Annotated in this window: 5 protein-coding genes, 2 tRNA genes and 2 rRNA genes; 4 read left to right on the forward strand and 5 right to left on the reverse strand. The window is 40.9% G+C overall.

Annotated features, from left to right (window positions below):
* Nucleotides 1-171 precede the first annotated feature (171 nt).
* The 4 genes from PCNPT3_RS10275 to PCNPT3_RS10290 form a co-directional block, all read right to left on the reverse strand.
* Nucleotides 172-3,063: ribosomal RNA gene (locus PCNPT3_RS10275) — 23S ribosomal RNA — on the reverse strand.
* Between the two features lie 476 nt (nt 3,064-3,539).
* A tRNA-Ala gene (locus tag PCNPT3_RS10280) sits at nt 3,540-3,615 on the reverse strand.
* A 118-nt stretch (nt 3,616-3,733) separates the two neighbouring features.
* Nucleotides 3,734-3,810, reverse strand: a tRNA-Ile gene (locus PCNPT3_RS10285).
* A gap of 142 nt (nt 3,811-3,952) precedes the next feature.
* Nucleotides 3,953-5,497 (reverse strand): 16S ribosomal RNA (locus tag PCNPT3_RS10290).
* Together the 16S and 23S rRNA genes with 2 tRNA genes alongside form the textbook arrangement of a ribosomal RNA operon.
* Before the next feature lie 609 nt (nt 5,498-6,106).
* Here PCNPT3_RS10290 and rapA point away from each other — a divergent pair.
* The 4 genes from rapA (at nt 6,107) to pntB (ending at nt 13,042) form a co-directional block, all read left to right on the forward strand.
* The gene (gene rapA / locus PCNPT3_RS10295) at nt 6,107-9,019 is read left to right on the forward strand and encodes an RNA polymerase-associated protein RapA (protein ID WP_015465803.1); all 2,913 of its coding nucleotides are present in this window, start codon (nt 6,107-6,109) and stop codon (nt 9,017-9,019) included.
* A 59-nt stretch (nt 9,020-9,078) separates the two neighbouring features.
* On the forward strand, nt 9,079-9,738 hold the full coding sequence (locus PCNPT3_RS10300) for an RluA family pseudouridine synthase (RefSeq protein WP_015465804.1): 660 nt from the start codon (nt 9,079-9,081) through the stop codon (nt 9,736-9,738).
* A gap of 389 nt (nt 9,739-10,127) precedes the next feature.
* Nucleotides 10,128-11,666, forward strand: coding sequence for a Re/Si-specific NAD(P)(+) transhydrogenase subunit alpha (locus PCNPT3_RS10305; protein WP_015465805.1), 1,539 nt, complete (start codon nt 10,128-10,130; stop codon nt 11,664-11,666).
* 2 nt (nt 11,667-11,668) lie between these two features.
* Nucleotides 11,669-13,042 carry a Re/Si-specific NAD(P)(+) transhydrogenase subunit beta gene (gene pntB, locus PCNPT3_RS10310; RefSeq protein WP_015465806.1) on the forward strand — a complete coding sequence of 458 codons (1,374 nt, stop codon included), beginning with the start codon at nt 11,669-11,671 and terminating at the stop codon, nt 13,040-13,042.
* Between the two features lie 706 nt (nt 13,043-13,748).
* On the opposite strand, the gene PCNPT3_RS10315 is transcribed toward pntB, so the two are convergent.
* The gene (locus PCNPT3_RS10315; RefSeq protein ID WP_015465807.1) at nt 13,749-18,545 is read right to left on the reverse strand and encodes an NAD-glutamate dehydrogenase; all 4,797 of its coding nucleotides are present in this window, start codon (nt 18,543-18,545) and stop codon (nt 13,749-13,751) included.
* Between the last annotated feature and the right edge of the window lie 173 nt (nt 18,546-18,718).

Genomic DNA, 18,718 nt, shown 5'->3' on the forward strand with positions numbered 1-18,718 from the left:
TGTTTCGTAAAATATGTCTTCGCAAACGTATTTGATTGATTACAATCATCTCTTGGTTACTCAATACAATACTTCAAATCTAAGTCTTAATATCTTCACTCTCGCAAAAGAAGATTAATAATCTTCTCAATACTCGAATCTTTTATTAAGCTCAATACTTTTGGGTATTGTATGGTTAAGCCTCACGGGTAATTAGTACAAGTTAGCTCAATACATTACTGTACTTACACACCTTGCCTATCAACGTTGTAGTCTCCAACGGCCCTTTAGGGAGCTTAAAGCTCCAGTGAGAACTCATCTCGAGGCTCGCTTCCCGCTTAGATGCTTTCAGCGGTTATCGATTCCGAACGTAGCTACCGGGCAATGCCATTGGCATGACAACCCGAACACCAGCGGTTCGTCCACTCCGGTCCTCTCGTACTAGGAGCAGCTCCTCTCAATTCTCAAACGCCCACGGCAGATAGGGACCGAACTGTCTCACGACGTTCTAAACCCAGCTCGCGTACCACTTTAAATGGCGAACAGCCATACCCTTGGGACCGACTTCAGCCCCAGGATGTGATGAGCCGACATCGAGGTGCCAAACACCGCCGTCGATATGAACTCTTGGGCGGTATCAGCCTGTTATCCCCGGAGTACCTTTTATCCGTTGAGCGATGGCCCTTCCATTCAGAACCACCGGATCACTATGACCTACTTTCGTACCTGCTCGACGTGTCTGTCTCGCAGTTAAGCTGGCTTATACCATTGTACTAACCTCACGATGTCCGACCGTGATTAGCCAACCTTCGTACTCCTCCGTTACTCTTTAGGAGGAGACCGCCCCAGTCAAACTACCCACCAAACAGTGTCCCAAACCCCGATTCAGGGGCCATGGTTAGAACTCAAAACATACAAGGGTGGTATTTCAAGGTTGACTCCACCAAATCTAGCGACCTGGTTTCATTGCCTCCCACCTATCCTACACATGTAGGCTCTAAGTTCACTGCTAAGCTGTAGTAAAGGTTCACGGGGTCTTTCCGTCTAGCCGCGGGTACACAGCATCTTCACTGCGATTTCAACTTCACTGAGTCTCGGGTGGAGACAGCATGGCCATCATTACGCCATTCGTGCAGGTCGGAACTTACCCGACAAGGAATTTCGCTACCTTAGGACCGTTATAGTTACGGCCGCCGTTTACTGGGGCTTCGATCAAGAGCTTCGCGCAAGCGCTAACCCCATCAATTAACCTTCCAGCACCGGGCAGGCGTCACACCCTATACGTCATCTTACGATTTAGCAGAGTGCTGTGTTTTTAATAAACAGTTGCAGCCATCTGGTATCTTCGGCCTACAACAGCTCCATCCGCAAGGGACTTCACCGTCGTAGGCGTACCTTCTCCCGAAGTTACGGTACCATTTTGCCTAGTTCCTTCACCCGAGTTCTCTCAAGCGCCTTGGTATTCTCTACCTGACCACCTGTGTCGGTTTGGGGTACGATCCTTTATTATCTGAAGCTTAGAGACTTTTCCTGGAAGCATGGCATCAATGACTTCATCACCGTAGTGACTCGACATCGTATCTCAGCGTTAATAGAAACCCGGATTTACCTAAGTCTCCCGCCTACATACTTGAACCTGGACAACCATCGCCAGGCCCACCTAGCCTTCTCCGTCCTCCCATCGCAATAATAAAGGGTACGGGAATATTAACCCGTTTCCCATCGACTACGCCTTTCGGCCTCGCCTTAGGGGTCGACTCACCCTGCCCCGATTAACGTTGGACAGGAACCCTTGGTCTTCCGGCGGGGGGGTTTTTCACCCCCCTTATCGTTACTCATGTCAACATTCGCACTTCTGATACCTCCAGGATGGTTTACACCTTTCCCTTCGACGGCTTACAGAACGCTCCTCTACCATGCATAATAAATTATGCATCCGCAGCTTCGGTGATATGTTTAGCCCCGTTAAATCTTCCGCGCAGACCGACTCGACTAGTGAGCTATTACGCTTTCTTTAAAAGATGGCTGCTTCTAAGCCAACTTCCTAGCTGTCTAAGCCTTTCCACATCGTTTCCCACTTAACATATACTTTGGGACCTTAGCTGGCGGTCTGGGTTGTTTCCCTTTCCACGACGGACGTTAGCACCCGCCGTGTGTCTCCCATGATTGCACTTGTTGGTATTCGGAGTTTGCATAGGGTTGGTAAGTCGGGATGACCCCCTAGCCTAAACAGTGCTCTACCCCCAACAGTGATACATGAGGCGCTACCTAAATAGCTTTCGAGGAGAACCAGCTATCTCTTGGTTTGATTGGCCTTTCACCCCCAGCCACAAGTCATCCCCTAATTTTTCAACATTAGTGGGTTCGGTCCTCCAGTTGATGTTACTCAACCTTCAACCTGCTCATGGCTAGATCACCAAGTTTCGGGTCTAATCCCAGCAACTATTCGCCCAGTTAAGACTCGGTTTCCCTACGGCTCCCCTAAACGGTTAACCTTGCTACTGAAATTAAGTCGTTGACCCATTATACAAAAGGTACGCAGTCACCGAACTAAGTCGGCTCCTACTGCTTGTACGTACACGGTTTCAGGTTCTATTTCACTCCCCTCACAGGGGTTCTTTTCGCCTTTCCCTCACGGTACTGGTTCACTATCGGTCAATTAGGAGTATTTAGCCTTGGAGGATGGTCCCCCCATATTCAGTCAGGATTTCTCGTGTCCCGACCTACTCGTTTTCACTATAAAGAAGTTGTCATATACGGGACTATCACCCTGTATCGTTGCACTTTCCAGAGCATTCTACTAACTTCTAAACAGCTTAAGGGCTGTTCCAATTTCGCTCGCCGCTACTATCGGAATCTCGGTTGATTTCTTTTCCTAAGGGTACTTAGATGTTTCAGTTCCCCTCGTTCGCTTCGTTAAGCTATGTATTCACTTAACGATGACACTAAGTGCCGGGTTGCCCCATTCGGAAATTCCAGGATATAACGCTTGTTATCAACTCCCCTGGACTTATCGCAGATTACCACGTCCTTCATCGCCTCTAATTGCCTAGGCATCCACCGTGCACGCTTATTCACTTAACCATACAATACCTAAAGATACTGTCTTTAAGCGTTTTTATGAATATTAATAACATTCAAAAAACACATAAGATTATAAAATTTAGATGTTATATGTCGTTTCCAAGACGCTTGCGATCCTCATATTTTACTATGAAAAACACATTCGTTTTTCGTGCACCTATCAGTTATAAATAACTGAGTAGATACGTACAAACTGCACTTCACTTACGTGAATTGCAGCTGTTTTTATTTTTGCTTGATTACAGTAATTAATATAAATACTAATTACTGAGAACAATTTCGTTTATACTTAACGTAATATGCATATGTAATAAAGCATCCAGTGGATGGTTTATTATGCTAATACGTTAAGTAAGAACTTTATCAGCTTTCCTAATTGTTAAAGAGCAAACTTCGTAAAAAGTTTTTGATAAATTTAATAACTTATCGAAAACTTCTATTATCTTGGTTTTCATGTCGGTACACTTCATAAGAAGTGGTGGAGCTATGCGGGATCGAACCGCAGACCTCCTGCGTGCAAGGCAGGCGCTCTCCCAGCTGAGCTATAGCCCCAACATGGTTTTTGTATAGATATTAGTTGGCCATTATTTTGGATTTAATCAAGGCAAATGATGGCGTAGTTTAGTCTTTTCTAAACGAGCTTTCATTTAACACAGAGTAAATCAAAAATTGGTGGGTCTGGGCAGATTTGAACTGCCGACCTCACCCTTATCAGGGGTGCGCTCTAACCAACTGAGCTACAGACCCAACTAAAGTAATTGTGGGTCTGGACAGATTTGAAAAATCAAAGCCGACCTCACCGCTCTTTATAAGCGATACAATTATCTATACATCTCTTTATCATTCTAATCAAACAATCTGTGTGGACACTAAACGTGTTTCTTTCGTATAAGGAGGTGATCCAGCCCCAGGTTCCCCTAGGGCTACCTTGTTACGACTTCACCCCAGTCATGAACCACACCGTGGTCATCGCCATCCCCGAAAGGTTAAGCTAATGACTTCTGGTGCAGCCCACTCCCATGGTGTGACGGGCGGTGTGTACAAGGCCCGGGAACGTATTCACCGTGGCATTCTGATCCACGATTACTAGCGATTCCAACTTCACGGAGTCGAGTTGCAGACTCCGATCCGGACTACGACAGACTTTATGAGATTCGCATACCCTCGCAGGTTAGCAACCCTTTGTATCTGCCATTGTAGCACGTGTGTAGCCCATCCCGTAAGGGCCATGATGACTTGACGTCGTCCCCACCTTCCTCCGGTTTATCACCGGCAGTCTCCCTAAAGTTCCCGGCATGACCCGCTGGCAAGTAAGGATAAGGGTTGCGCTCGTTGCGGGACTTAACCCAACATTTCACAACACGAGCTGACGACAGCCATGCAGCACCTGTCTCAGAGTTCCCGAAGGCACTCATCTATCTCTAGGTGATTCTCTGGATGTCAAGGGATGGTAAGGTTCTTCGCGTTGCATCGAATTAAACCACATGCTCCACCGCTTGTGCGGGCCCCCGTCAATTCATTTGAGTTTTAACCTTGCGGCCGTACTCCCCAGGCGGTCTATTTAATGCGTTAGCTTTGAAACCCACGGCATATAGCCACAAACTTCTAATAGACATCGTTTACTGCGTGGACTACCGGGGTATCTAATCCCGTTTGCTCCCCACGCCTTCGCGCCTCAGTGTCAGTCTTTGTCCAGGTGGCCGCCTTCGCCACTGGTATTCCTTCAGATCTCTACGCATTTCACCGCTACACCTGAAATTCTACCACCCTCTACAAAACTCTAGTCAACCAGTTTCAAATGCAGTTCCAAGGTTGAGCCCTGGGCTTTCACATCTGACTTAATTAACCACCTACGCGCGCTTTACGCCCAGTAATTCCGATTAACGCTCGCACCCTCCGTATTACCGCGGCTGCTGGCACGGAGTTAGCCGGTGCTTCTTCTGCGAGTAACGTCACAGATAGCAGTTATTAACTACTACCCTTTCCTCCTCGCTGAAAGTGCTTTACAACCCGAAAGCCTTCTTCACACACGCGGCATGGCTGCATCAGAGTTTCCTCCATTGTGCAATATTCCCCACTGCTGCCTCCCGTAGGAGTCTGGACCGTGTCTCAGTTCCAGTGTGGCTGGTCATCCTCTAAGACCAGCTAGGGATCGTCGCCTTGGTAAGCCATTACCTTACCAACTAGCTAATCCCACTTGGGCTACTCTAAACGCGCAAGGCCCGAAGGTCCCCTGCTTTGGTCCGTAGACATTATGCGGTATTAGCAGTCGTTTCCAACTGTTGTCCCCCACGTTAAGGCATATTCCCAAGCATTACTCACCCGTCCGCCACTCGTCAGCAAAGTAGCAAGCTACTCTCTGTTACCGTTCGACTTGCATGTGTTAAGCCTGCCGCCAGCGTTCAATCTGAGCCATGATCAAACTCTTCAATTTAAAGTTTAATTTGCAATGTTGTTACCAACAATGCGACTCAATATTACTGACTAAAACTAAGTAACTAATCAACTAGTGAAAAGTACTTGTTGTTATTCTGAATTAATGAATTAATTCGTGTGTCACTGATATTGATTCTTTTTGTCCTCTTAATGAAGTTGCAAAGCAAAATCACCATAAGGACTTTTTTGAAATCATCATCTAGTGCCCACACAGATTGTTTGATTAAATTGTTAAAGAGCGTGCCTTTCGGCAGGTGCGTATAATACGTCACCAGTGAGATTTGTCAACGTTTTAATTAAGTTAATAATCAAATCGTTGTCTCACCAAACACTGCGTAACTCGCGTTACTTGCTGTGTCTGTGGGGTCGCATTATAGGGATCTTAATCACATTGGCAAGGCTTTATTTGCAATATTTAAAAATAAATAACAAACTGATTATTTATTAGACAGCACATCATTTCTCTTCATTTATATGCGTTTATCTCTTAATTAAAATAAAATATAAAATTTGTCGTATATTTACGTTAGCACTAACACTTTATGCTCAGATTTAGGTAATATACGCCTCCTCTATTTTTCCTGTTTTATTTTTTGAGTGGTATTTTATGACATTTTCTTTGGGGCAACGCTGGATAAGCGATGCAGAATCAGAATTAGGCTTAGGCACAATCGTAGCTATTGATGCGCGCATGCTAACATTATTATTTGCAGCCTCTGGTGAACAGCGACTTTACGCTATTACAGAAGCCCCCATCACCCGTGTTCGTTATAATATAGGGGATGAAATATTAAGTCATGATGATAAAAAAATATTAGTTTCTGAAATAAATGAAGTCGATAATTTAATTGTCTATATAGGTACTAACCTAGAGACCGATGAGCAAGTCACTCTTAAAGAAACATTTTTAAATAATTTTATTAAATTTAATAAACCACAAGATAAACTTTTTGCCGGTAAAATTGATAAATTTGAACGTTTCGCTCTGCGCTATAAATCATTTACTAACCAATATCAGCAACAAAAATCCAATCACAGAGGATTATTAGGTGCGCGCGTTGATTTGATCCCACACCAATTTTATATCGCAGAAGAAGTCGGTAAGCGTCATGCCCCCCGTATTTTATTAGCTGATGAAGTGGGCCTTGGTAAAACCATTGAAGCGGGACTGATTATTCACCAGCAAATTATTACCGGTCGTGCCAAACGCGTTTTAATCGTGCTACCTGAAAATCTACAGCATCAATGGCTCGTAGAAATGATGCGACGTTTTAACCTGCACTTTAGTATTTTTGATGACAGTCGCTGCAGTGATGCTTATGTCGATGGCGTCAATCCTTTTGAAACAGAGCAACTTATTCTTTGTAGCATTAATATGCTACGTAAAAAAGTTCATTTTGAATCTGCTTTAGAGGCAGACTGGGATCTGCTTATTGTCGATGAAGCGCATCATTTAATTTGGCATAAAGACAAACCTAGTCGCGAATATCAAGTCATTGAAGCACTCGCAAATGAAATACCTGGTGTCTTATTATTAACAGCAACACCAGAGCAACTAGGCCATGAAAGTCATTTTGCACGCCTGCGTTTACTTGATCCTAGTCGTTTTTTCGATTACCAAACGTTTGTTAAAGAAGAAGCAACATACAAACCCGTTGTTGATGCGGTTAATCTACTTCTTGAAAATAAAGCCTTAAGTAATGAGCAGCAAAATGCCATTACTGAATTATTATCTGAGCAAGATGTACAACCCTTATTAAATAGTATTGAAGATCTTCCTCCTGAAAACAGTGAACGCCAACAAGCTCAGCATGAATTAATTACCAGTTTGTTAGACAGACACGGTACGGGGCGCCTACTTTTTCGTAATACGCGCGCTGCCATCAAAGGTTTTCCTAAGCGCATTTTAAAATCAATCGCGTTAGCACTACCCGATCAATACAAAACCGCGATGAAAGTCTCAAAAATGTTGCCATCAGGCACACTTGAAGAGCAAGCTTTTAGCTCTCTTTATCCTGAGCAAATGTATCAACGTTTTGAAGGCACTACGGATAACTCTTGGTGCGCCTTTGATCCACGTATTAGTTGGTTGATTGATTTAATACTGCAGCTTAAAGATGAAAAAATACTGATCATTACTGCGCAAGCCACGACGGCGCTTGCCATAGAAGAAGCATTACGCACACGAGAAGCTATTAAGGCTGGCGTATTTCATGAAGGTTTATCCCTAATTGAGCGCGACAAAGCAGCTGCTTATTTTGCACAGACTGAAGGTGGTGCACAGGTGATGATCTGCTCTGAAATTGGATCTGAAGGTCGAAACTTCCAATTTGCACATCAATTAGTCCTTTTTGATTTACCCATCAATCCGGATCTATTAGAGCAACGTATTGGCCGCCTCGATAGAATAGGTCAACATTGCGATATTCAAATTTACACGCCTTACTTAAAAGACACTGCACAAGCCTTTTTACAAAATTGGTATGAAGATGGGCTATCTGCATTTACGCAAACAACCCCGACCGGACAAATGGTATATCAAAAAGTAAAAGATAAATTGATAACGTTACTTGCCACTTGCAATAATGATGATAATGAATTTTCTGACTTACTAAGCATAACGCGCACTGAAAATACACGTTTGAAAAAACAGTTAGAGCAAGGACGAGATCGTTTATTAGAAATAAACTCAAGTGGACTTCTGCGAAAAAGCGACCTTATTGATGATATTTGTGAAATAGATCAACGCCCTGAATTTACCACCTTTGCGTTACAGCTTTTTGATGTGGTAGGCGTGCAACAAGAAGATCAAAGCGATCATTGTATTGTGCTACGCCCTACCGAGCACATGTTAACCGCTAACTTCCCGGGACTACCTGATGATGGTGCTTGTGTTACCTTTAATCGTCAAATTGCATTAAGCCGTGACGATGTACATTTTTTAAGCTGGGAACATCCGATGATCACCGGCGGGATGGAAATGATATTAAGCAGTGACACCGGGACTACCTCGGTTGCGATTTTAAAGAATAATGCATTGCCTGCTGCCACTACGTTTTTAGAGTTGATTTATGTTGTTGAAGCAATAAATACTGATAATGCACAATTAAGCCGTTTTTTACCGACAACGCCTATTCGCTTATTATTAGATAAAACAGGCAAAGATCTTGGCCAAAATGTTACTTTTGATAGCTTTAATCGACAATTAAGCCCTATTAATCGTCATATCAGTCGAAAAATTGCCAATACATCACAGCCCTTAATACATCAACTGATTAAAGATTCTTTGCCTATTGCCCAAGCATTAATGCAGGATATTTTATCTGAAGCGAAGAAAGATATGCAGCAAACACTGCAAGGTGAACATGATCGCTTACAAATACTGCAAGCCGTTAACCCTAATATTCGCGAAGAAGAATTAGTCTTTATTCGGGATCAGCAACGTAGCTTTGAAAGCATCTTAGATAAAACACAATTAAAATTAGATGCCATCCGCTTTATTGTTTCGACACAATCCTAAAATAAAAAAGTGATCATCTGTTAGGATGGTCACTTCCTAAAAAGACAAAAGAATTAAATATGCCACATTTTGTTTATAATCCGCCACAGACACCTTACCTTGATATTTTATATCAAGATGATGATATCGTTGTCCTTAATAAACCAGCGGGACTGTTAAGCGTACCGGGTCGAGAAATAAAACACCGCGACAGTTTAGCGCTGCGTATTTTACGTGTTTGGCCGAATGCTTGTGTAGTACACCGCTTAGATTTAGCCACATCAGGTCTTATTGTGCTTGCCATGCGTAAATCGGCACAAAGTCATATTGGCCGTCAATTTCAACAAAAAGTTATCGCTAAAACTTATTTTGCGCGTGTAGAGGGATATATTAAAGAAGACGCTGGTTTAGTTGATCTCCCGATTCGTTGTGATTGGGAAAACCGCCCTCGCCAAATTGTTGATTTTGAGCAAGGAAAAAGTTCACAAACGCAATGGAAAGTTGTCAGCCGTGAAAATGACAGCACCCTGGTAGAACTCACCCCGCTTACAGGGCGCACGCATCAACTGCGCGTTCACATGCAACAAATTGGTCACCCCATTCTTGGTGATGATTTTTATGGCAGTGAATTAGCTAAAAAATTATCGACACAACGGTTAGCTCTGCATGCTGCTAAAATCAGCTTAATACATCCCACGACAGAAGAGCGCATCAGTTTTGATTGTCCGGTTACATTTTAAAAGAGACGTGTTTGCAGGTTTTGAATCTTGGGGTAGGATGAAAATTAACCGTATTTAGCTGAACTCATCCGATAAGTATGAAAAGACTTAAATTAACATTCCCCCCCTTTTTTTAACAAGGTAAGATAGGTAAATAATATTTGAGCTCTGCATTTTAATAAAAAAAGTTAAGCGTATCCTATGTATAGAGCACTTCTCTTTCTTTTCGAAAAAAAACATCCCATAAAATCATTAAAAGAGTAGCCGAGCTCATCATTATTCTCTAATATTTGTCATTAACTTTTATTTACAATAAAACAATAAAGATAATCGAAGATTAAATAGAACTAGCAGTAGTTGCTAATATTTCATATCTACTCTTCATCACATTAAACGATCACGGACTTACTATGCAAATAGGTATACCAAGAGAGATCCAAGAAAATGAAAATCGTGTCGCAGCAACACCTAAAACGGTAGAGCTGTTGATCAAACAAGGTTTTAGCTTTCTTGTTGAACAAAACGCGGGCGCTGGCGCAAGCTTTTCTGATCCAGCTTATCAAGACGCTGGAGCCACTATTTCTAATGATGTCACCTCAGTATGGCAAGCAGATATCATTTTTAAAGTAAATGCGCCTACCTCAGCTGAAATCGATATGATTAAAGAGGGCGCAACGCTAGTCAGTTTTATCTGGCCAGCACAAAATCCCGAGTTACTTAAACAACTCGAAGCAAAAAACATCAGTGTTATTGCTATGGATAGTGTCCCTCGTACTTCTCGAGCTCAAGCATTAGATGCATTAAGTTCAATGGCGAATATCGCAGGTTACCGTGCGGTTATCGAAGCTGCGAATGAATTTGGCCGTTTCTTTACAGGTCAAATTACAGCAGCCGGTAAAGTGCCACCAGCAAAAGTAATGATCATCGGCGCGGGTGTTGCAGGTCTTGCAGCTATCGGCACCGCAGGTAGTTTAGGCGCAATTGTACGCGCCTTTGATACCCGCCCCGAAGTAAAAGAACAAGTAGAAAGTATGGGCGCTGAATTCTTGGAAGTGAACTACCAAGAAGATGAAGCAGAAGCTAGCGGTACCGGTTACGCAAAAACCATGAGCAAAGGTTATCAAGATGCACAAGCGTTAATGATGTCTGAGCAAGCGAAAGAAGTAGATATTATTATCACCACTGCGCTTATTCCTGGAAAACCAGCACCTAAACTCATCTCAAAAGAGATGATTGCATCTATGAAAGCCGGCAGTGTTATTGTCGATTTGGCAGCAGCTGCAGGTGGTAATGCAGCGTTAACCGTTAAAGATGAAGTCTTTGTTACCGACAATGGCGTGCGCATTATTGGTTATACTGATTTACCAAGTCGTCTTGCAACGCAATCAAGCCAACTTTATTCAACAAACTTAGTTAATTTAATGAAATTACTTTGTAAAAATAAAGATGGTCTTATTGATATCGATTTTGACGATGAAGTTATCCGCGGCGCAACCGTGGTAAAAGATGGCGCAATCTCTTGGCCGGCTCCGCCGATCCAAGTAAGTGCAGCACCAAAAGTTGAAGCGACCGTGGCAAAAGTGATTGTCGAAAAAACACCTAATAAATATATCAAACCCGTTGCAGCATTGCTTGCTGTCAGTGTGTTTGGTTATATTGCCAGTGTAGCGCCAAGCGATTTCTTAGCTCATTTTACCGTCTTTATACTTGCCTGTATCATCGGTTATGGTGTGGTTTGGAATGTAGCACATTCTCTACATACCCCTTTAATGAGCGTAACGAACGCAATTAGTGGCATTATTATTATTGGTGCTTTATTACAAGTTGGTAGCGATAACGCTATTGTTACCGTGTTATCTACCATTGCAATTCTTATTGCAAGTATCAACATAGTGGGCGGTTTTACTGTCACACATCGTATGTTGAAAATGTTCCAAAAGGATAAATAATCATGTCTCAAGGATTAATTACAGCCATATATATTATTGCGGCCATCCTGTTTATTTCTAGCCTTAATGGACTCAGTAGCCAAGAAACAGCAAAACGAGGTAATTTCTTCGGTATCCTAGGTATGATCCTAGCGGTAGTTGCTACGATTGCGAGTTCTCAGGTCTCTGGGTTAGGTTATATTACGGTCGCTATGATCGTGGGCGCTTTAATTGGTGTACGTTTAGCATTAAAAGTCGAAATGACATCTATGCCAGAGCTTATTGCTATTTTACATAGCTTTGTAGGTCTAGCAGCTGCCTTTATCGGTTTCAACTCTTATATGGATCACGGCATTCTTATTGGTGCAGCTAAAAGCATCCATGATGTCGAAGTTTTCATCGGGATCTTTATTGGTGCGGTTACCTTTACCGGCTCAATTGTTGCTTTTGGTAAGCTAAGTGGACGCGTTAAAAGTACGGCTTTATCATTACCGGGTAAAAACTGGATAAACCTAACAGCAATGGCAGCCTCGGCTTTCCTTTTGGTTAGCTTTGTTAGTGGCGACCTTGGTCTAACTGCCTTGATCATTATGTCAATTATTGCCATGCTTTTCGGTGTGCATCTTGTTGCATCTATCGGTGGTGCAGACATGCCGGTTGTGGTCTCTATGCTGAACTCTTATTCAGGTTGGGCGGCTGCTGCGACAGGCTTTATGCTATCGAATGATCTTTTGATTATTACGGGTGCATTAGTGGGTTCAAGTGGCGCAATTCTTTCTTACATTATGTGTAAAGCAATGAATCGCTCTTTTGTCAGTGTTATCTTGGGCGGTTTTGGTAATGAAGTTGTTGCTCAAAATGCAGATATTGACCAAGGTACGCATTTTGAAACGAATGCAGTTGAAGCTGCTGACTCTTTGTCTAACGCTAAAAACATCGTGATTGTACCGGGTTACGGTATGGCTGTCGCACAAGCGCAATACCCTGTTGCCGAGCTTACCAAAATATTACGCGCTAAAGGTAAAAACGTACGTTTTGGTATTCACCCTGTTGCAGGGCGTCTTCCAGGTCACATGAATGTACTCTTAGCGGAAGCAAAAGTACCTTATGATATCGTGTTAGAAATGGACGAAATCAATGATGACTTTGAAAAAACAGACGTTGTATTAGTCATTGGTGCAAACGATACGGTTAACCCTGCGGCCAATGAGCCAGGTACGCCTATATCAGGTATGCCAGTGCTAAGTGTTTGGAATGCAAGTAAAGTAATTGTATTTAAACGCTCTATGGGTGTTGGCTATGCCGGCGTACAAAATCCACTGTTCTTTAAAGAAAACTCAGAAATGCTATTAGGTGATGCGAAAGTATCCGTCACTGCTATTTTAAAAAACTTATAAAATAGCCCTCTAGTATAAAAAAAATCCGCTTCGTTAATCAACGTTGCGGATTTTTTTATACGTTTTATTTTGTCACTGTATTTAACCTATTGCGCGACATGTTATTACGCACTTATCACCCTATCAAATCTCCCCCACTATTTAGAAATATCCGCGTTTTGAAGTGAGAACAACTATCTCTTACAACTCACGCATTGCTAGTGTTGATTTTTCCTGCGCAATACATGGAAGCTTAATTAATTCCGTTGGTATAACATTACAATGCCGAATAAACACCGCATGAAGTATCTAATAAGCACAATAATTAACGCGCCGTTTACTCTCCTGATTAATAATCGACTTGGTACAGAGCGATTAAATCCACAGAGGCGTCCTCTCTCATATTAATAAAAAAACATGTTAATAAAGCCCCTGTTTTATCCAAAACCTTTATCTACTGCCTCACACCTAAATACCAAAAAACGCATAAAAAAAAGCAACATCATTAGACTGATGTTGCTTTAAAAAGGCAAATAATAGCCTTATACCAAAGGAACTAAAAAGGTTACCCGTCTTGCTTGTTGAAATTATCCCTACCTGCGTTGTGAGTTTTGAAGTGAGAACAACTATCTCCTACAACTCACGCCTTGCTAGTGTTAATTTTTCCTGCGCAATACATGAAAACTTAATTAATTCCTTTGGTATTATATTTATAGACTGCGACCTATTAACTACTCGATAAATCAAGTAACTCACGCAATGCGACCTGACACATACTAAATTCAGGAAGTTTAACGGCAAGTAAAGCCTCAGACATACGGTACCAACGATCGGCTAAGTTTTGATGTTGTGCTTGCCACGTATCAAATGCTTGTTTCACGCCGCCTTTATGCCCTTCTTTTTGCATTTCAAGTAAAACAGCTTGCGTCATACGCTTATGTTGCCATTCTAGATCATCTCGCATCGCTTCATGTGCAAGCGCTTGCCAATGTGTATCTTTTGGCAATAAGTGTAATTGTTTTGCCACTTCAAATAGTTGTAATTTATCTGCGACAAAGAAATACACTTGCGCCGCTAAATGCGCATCCGTTTCTAATTTATTAGAAACAGAAATAACACTTAATAGTTCATAAATTTGATCACAACTAGATAGCTGATGAGCAAGCTCTGTGGTCACACCGCCTTCGGTTAATGATTTCACCAACGCCGTTCTATGCGTGACGACATTACCCATTAATACGGTCTCAATTTCACTTCCCACAACGTGTACTGATGCTTGGTATTTTTCAATTAAAAGTCCAGTATCAAGTTCATCACGGTGATTGCGAATAAGCCAGCGCGTTCCCTGACTTACCATATCTTTGAGATCTGCAATTAAATGACACTGCACACTATAATCAACTTTATTATCCAACGCTTCTATTTGCTCAAGAATACTGTCTAATGAGAAAATATCACGTGCAGCCACCCATGCTTTACTTAACTCTAGGAAAGAACAACCTGAACTCGCCATTGTACGATGAGCAAAAGTAGAGCCCATAATATTAAACAGATCATTACTCACTTGAGTTGCAACAATTTCATTGATCAGAGGGTGACCATGGATCTCCTGCTTATAGTTTTTAACCAATGTTAATGGAAATATTTTTTCCGCTTCGGTTAATAAATACGGATCATCGGCTATTTTGGCATTTGCTAATTCTTCTTTCATTTCATTTTTAGCATAAGACAACATAACGGCAAGGCTTGGGCGGGTTAATCCTTTTTGTAATGCTTTACGTTCATTTAACTCCTCTTCTGCAGGAATAAACTCTAAACCACGATTAAGCTTGCCCTTTTCCTCTAAATCACTGATTAAACGTCGATACTCTTCGAGGCACTGATAACCATCCATAAAGGAAATACTAATGCTTTGTGCTTGACGATAATTGTTTTTCAACACTAATACTGAAACTTCTGGGGTCATTTTTTCTAAACAAACATTACGTTGTTTAACCGTTAAATCACCCTTAGATACCACTTTATCCAAAAGGATTTTAATATTCACTTCTAAATCTGAACAGTTCACGCCACCGGCGTTATCAATCGCATCGGTGAAACAAAGTCCCCCCTCTAATGAAAACTCAATACGAGCACGTTGGGTAAAGCCTAAATTACCGCCTTCACCGACAACGCTACAACGTAATTCACAGCCATTAACACGCAATAAATCATTGGCTTTATCACCAACATCCGCATGACTTTCCATCGAACCTTTAACGTACGTGCCGATACCACCATTCCAAAGAAGATCAACATGTGCTTTTAATAAGAAATTAATTAACTCTGTTGGAGTGACTTGCTTTTGATAAATATCAAAACGCTTAGCCATCTCTGGCGTCACTTTTATTGATTTTGCAGTGCGATCAAAGATACCACCACCGGTAGATATCAATGCTTTGTTATAGTCATTCCATCCTACTCTCGGTGTTTCAAAGAGACGTAAACGTTCTTTATAGTTAGCACCTAAATCACGAGGTGATGGATCGATAAAGATATGTAAATGGTTAAATGCACCGATTAAAGCAATGGTTTTTGAACTTAACATACCATTACCAAATACATCTCCCGCCATATCACCGATGCCGATAACACTGATAGGTTTTTCTTGTACATTCACACCTAACTCACGGAAATGCCGTTGTACGCTGATCCATGCACCACGTGCTGTAATTCCCATTTTTTTATGATCGTAACCATTACTACCACCAGAAGCAAAGGCATCATCAAGCCAAAAATTACGCTCAGTAGCAAGCTCATTGGCTATATCTGAAAATGTTGCAGTGCCTTTATCGGCTGCGACGACAAGATAAGGATCATCACCGTCATAACGTACCATATCAAGAGGAGGTAAAATTTCGCCTTTATTTAAGTTATCTGTCATATCAAGTAAGGCGCTGATAAACATTTTATAACAATGGATCCCCTCTTTCATAAACTCTTCACGGCCCATCGTAGGACGCAAGCGTTTAGCAAAAAATCCACCTTTTGCACCGACGGGTACGATCACAGAGTTTTTAACTTGTTGCGCTTTAACCAAGCCTAACACTTCCGTACGGAAATCTTCGCCTCGATCCGACCAACGTAGTCCGCCTCGAGCCACTTTACCACCACGTAGATGTACACCTTCAAAACGCGGTGAATAAACAAATACTTCATAACTTAAACGCGGTAACGGTATATCGGAGATTTTATCGTGATCAAATTTAAAGCTGATGTAATCATGCACTTTTCCATCTTTTAATTGGAAATAGTTAGTCCGTAATGTTGCCATAATAAGTTCGACATATTTACGTAAAACACGATCCTCATTTAAGTTCGTCACGTCATTTAATGCATTGATAATTTTATCTTGGCGTTTTTGTTGATCTTCTAAACTAATGGGATTAACGGGATCAAAACGTTTAATAAAGAGTTGAACAATGTCTTTAACCAATTTGCTATGCAGTAACAATGTTTTAGCAATACTATAATGACTAAACCCGAAACAAAGTTGTTTTAAATATTTAGCGTAAGCACGTAATATACTCACATCACGCCATGTTAGGCCCGATCCTAAGATAAGCTTATTAAACGGATCATTCTCAGCTTCGCCGTACCATATAGATAAAAAGGCATCACTAAAAATTTCATTATAATCATCCGCATCAAAGTCTTTACCCTGATTATAAATTAAGGTGAAATCATATAACCAAAAAGAATCTTCTCCTACTGGCATTACTTTATAAGGGTATTCTTCTGCTACTTTCAAACCTAAATTTTCTAAAATAGGAATAAGATCAGACAATAGTAATGCGCCATCTTGATGGAACAGTTTTAATTTAAGATCACTACTATTGGCCTCAATAGAGCGGTAAAAACGCAACGTCATAGATTTACTTGTATCACTATAAAGTGACTCAATACGCTCGACATCCGTCACTGCAACACGTGCACTGAAAATCTCTTGGTAGCTACTTGGAAACGCAAAATTATATTTAGTACTAAGCTTTATTCCCTGCTCTTCACCAAAACGTTCAATCAAAGAATGATGCAACTCATCATCCCAACGTTTGGTTAATTGTTTCATACGATCTTGAATCGCTTGCTCTTCTAACACTTGGTTTAAAGGCGCCTTTAAACGCAGAACCAAACGTAAGCGGGCTAAATTAGATTCACTTAAATAGGTTTGGTAATCAATATCTTCCACATCAAGCGCACGACAAATTAATTTTTCAAAAATCAGTCTGACTTTCGTATTATAAACATCTCTCGGTACATAAATAGTGGCAATAACAAACTGCTTGTTGCCCGCACAGCGTAAAAACAACTTTAACTCTTTACGCTCTTGAGCATGTAAAACTTCAATTACATTATTTAATAACGTACTTTCATTACAAAGTAATAAATCTTCTACCGGATAAGTACATAATATTTGGGCTAATTCTTTGTAATAATGACTACCAAGACGATAATCGGCTCTTGTTAATATATTTTTAATTTTCTTGCGGATGATCGGGATATCACGAGGGGTTCCACTATAAACAGAGGATGTATATAAACCAATAAAACGATACCCGCCGATGAGCTCTCCACTTGCATTAAAACGTTTGACATAAATAACATCTGGGTAGGCTGCGCGATGCACCATGCCACGCTCTGACGCTTTACTAAAATGCATTAAAGAATGTTTTTGTAATGTTTGGAATAATTCAAATGGCAGTGCTTTTTGTAAAAAATCAGGGCTTTTAAGTAAGCCGAGTTGGCTATTTTCAAGCAATTCTAGCTTGCCATTGTTAACAGTAAATTTATCACCACCGATAAAGGTAAAATGATCGTCTAATAACCAGCTTAAAAAAGTTTGTTGCTCATCAATATCGATGATCGTTTTATTAAATTTATCTTTGTTACTAAACTTCAGCGCTTCCGTAATATTATGTTTCAAACCTACAAAATCATTAACAACCAAGTTGACATTTTCTAAGGCCAATTCCATTTTTTTCGCTATTACATCTCTATCTTGTTTTGAACTTGTATGATCAATTTCAAAATAAAGTAATAATTCATTGGAGCTTTCTGCATTTAATGCACTTAGTTTTCCACTTTTATTACGTACGCTTGCCATCTCACTATAAAAAATATGGTGCAACTTAATATTTTGTTCACTCAAGATCAATTTTAAAGTATCTATGACAAAAGGCTGTTTCGGCGATAAAACGCTGATCACCGTATGCGCTGATTGCCATTCATCTTGCTCTACATCAGGATTAAATACTCTGATCTTCGCTTTATCTCCCTTCCATTGCTGTATCTCTCTCCATAAGGAAACGGTCAAGCCATTCAAATCTTCTTGTGACATTTGAATTAAATCGCGGATCACTACATCACGGTAAACATTATTGATAAATAACTGTAGTGTATTTTGATCTTTATCTGAAAAGTGGGTTTTTAATTGTGTGAAGATTTGCTCTAAAATATCATTTTTCTGGTTAAGTATTAAACTCATAATCGCACCTGTCTTAAATAGAGAGAAGTTAAGGCTAGGCTATTAATCTTATTTAAAAAAGGTAATTTTTAAGGATATGCGATATATACACGCCAAATGTAAAAAAAAAGTAAACATTGTAGCGAGTTATTAAAAAGAGCCCTTAATTTACTGATTTAGAGAATTAAAAATGA

Source organism: Psychromonas sp. CNPT3, from assembly GCF_000153405.2.
Taxonomy (GTDB): Bacteria; Pseudomonadota; Gammaproteobacteria; order Enterobacterales; family Psychromonadaceae; genus Psychromonas.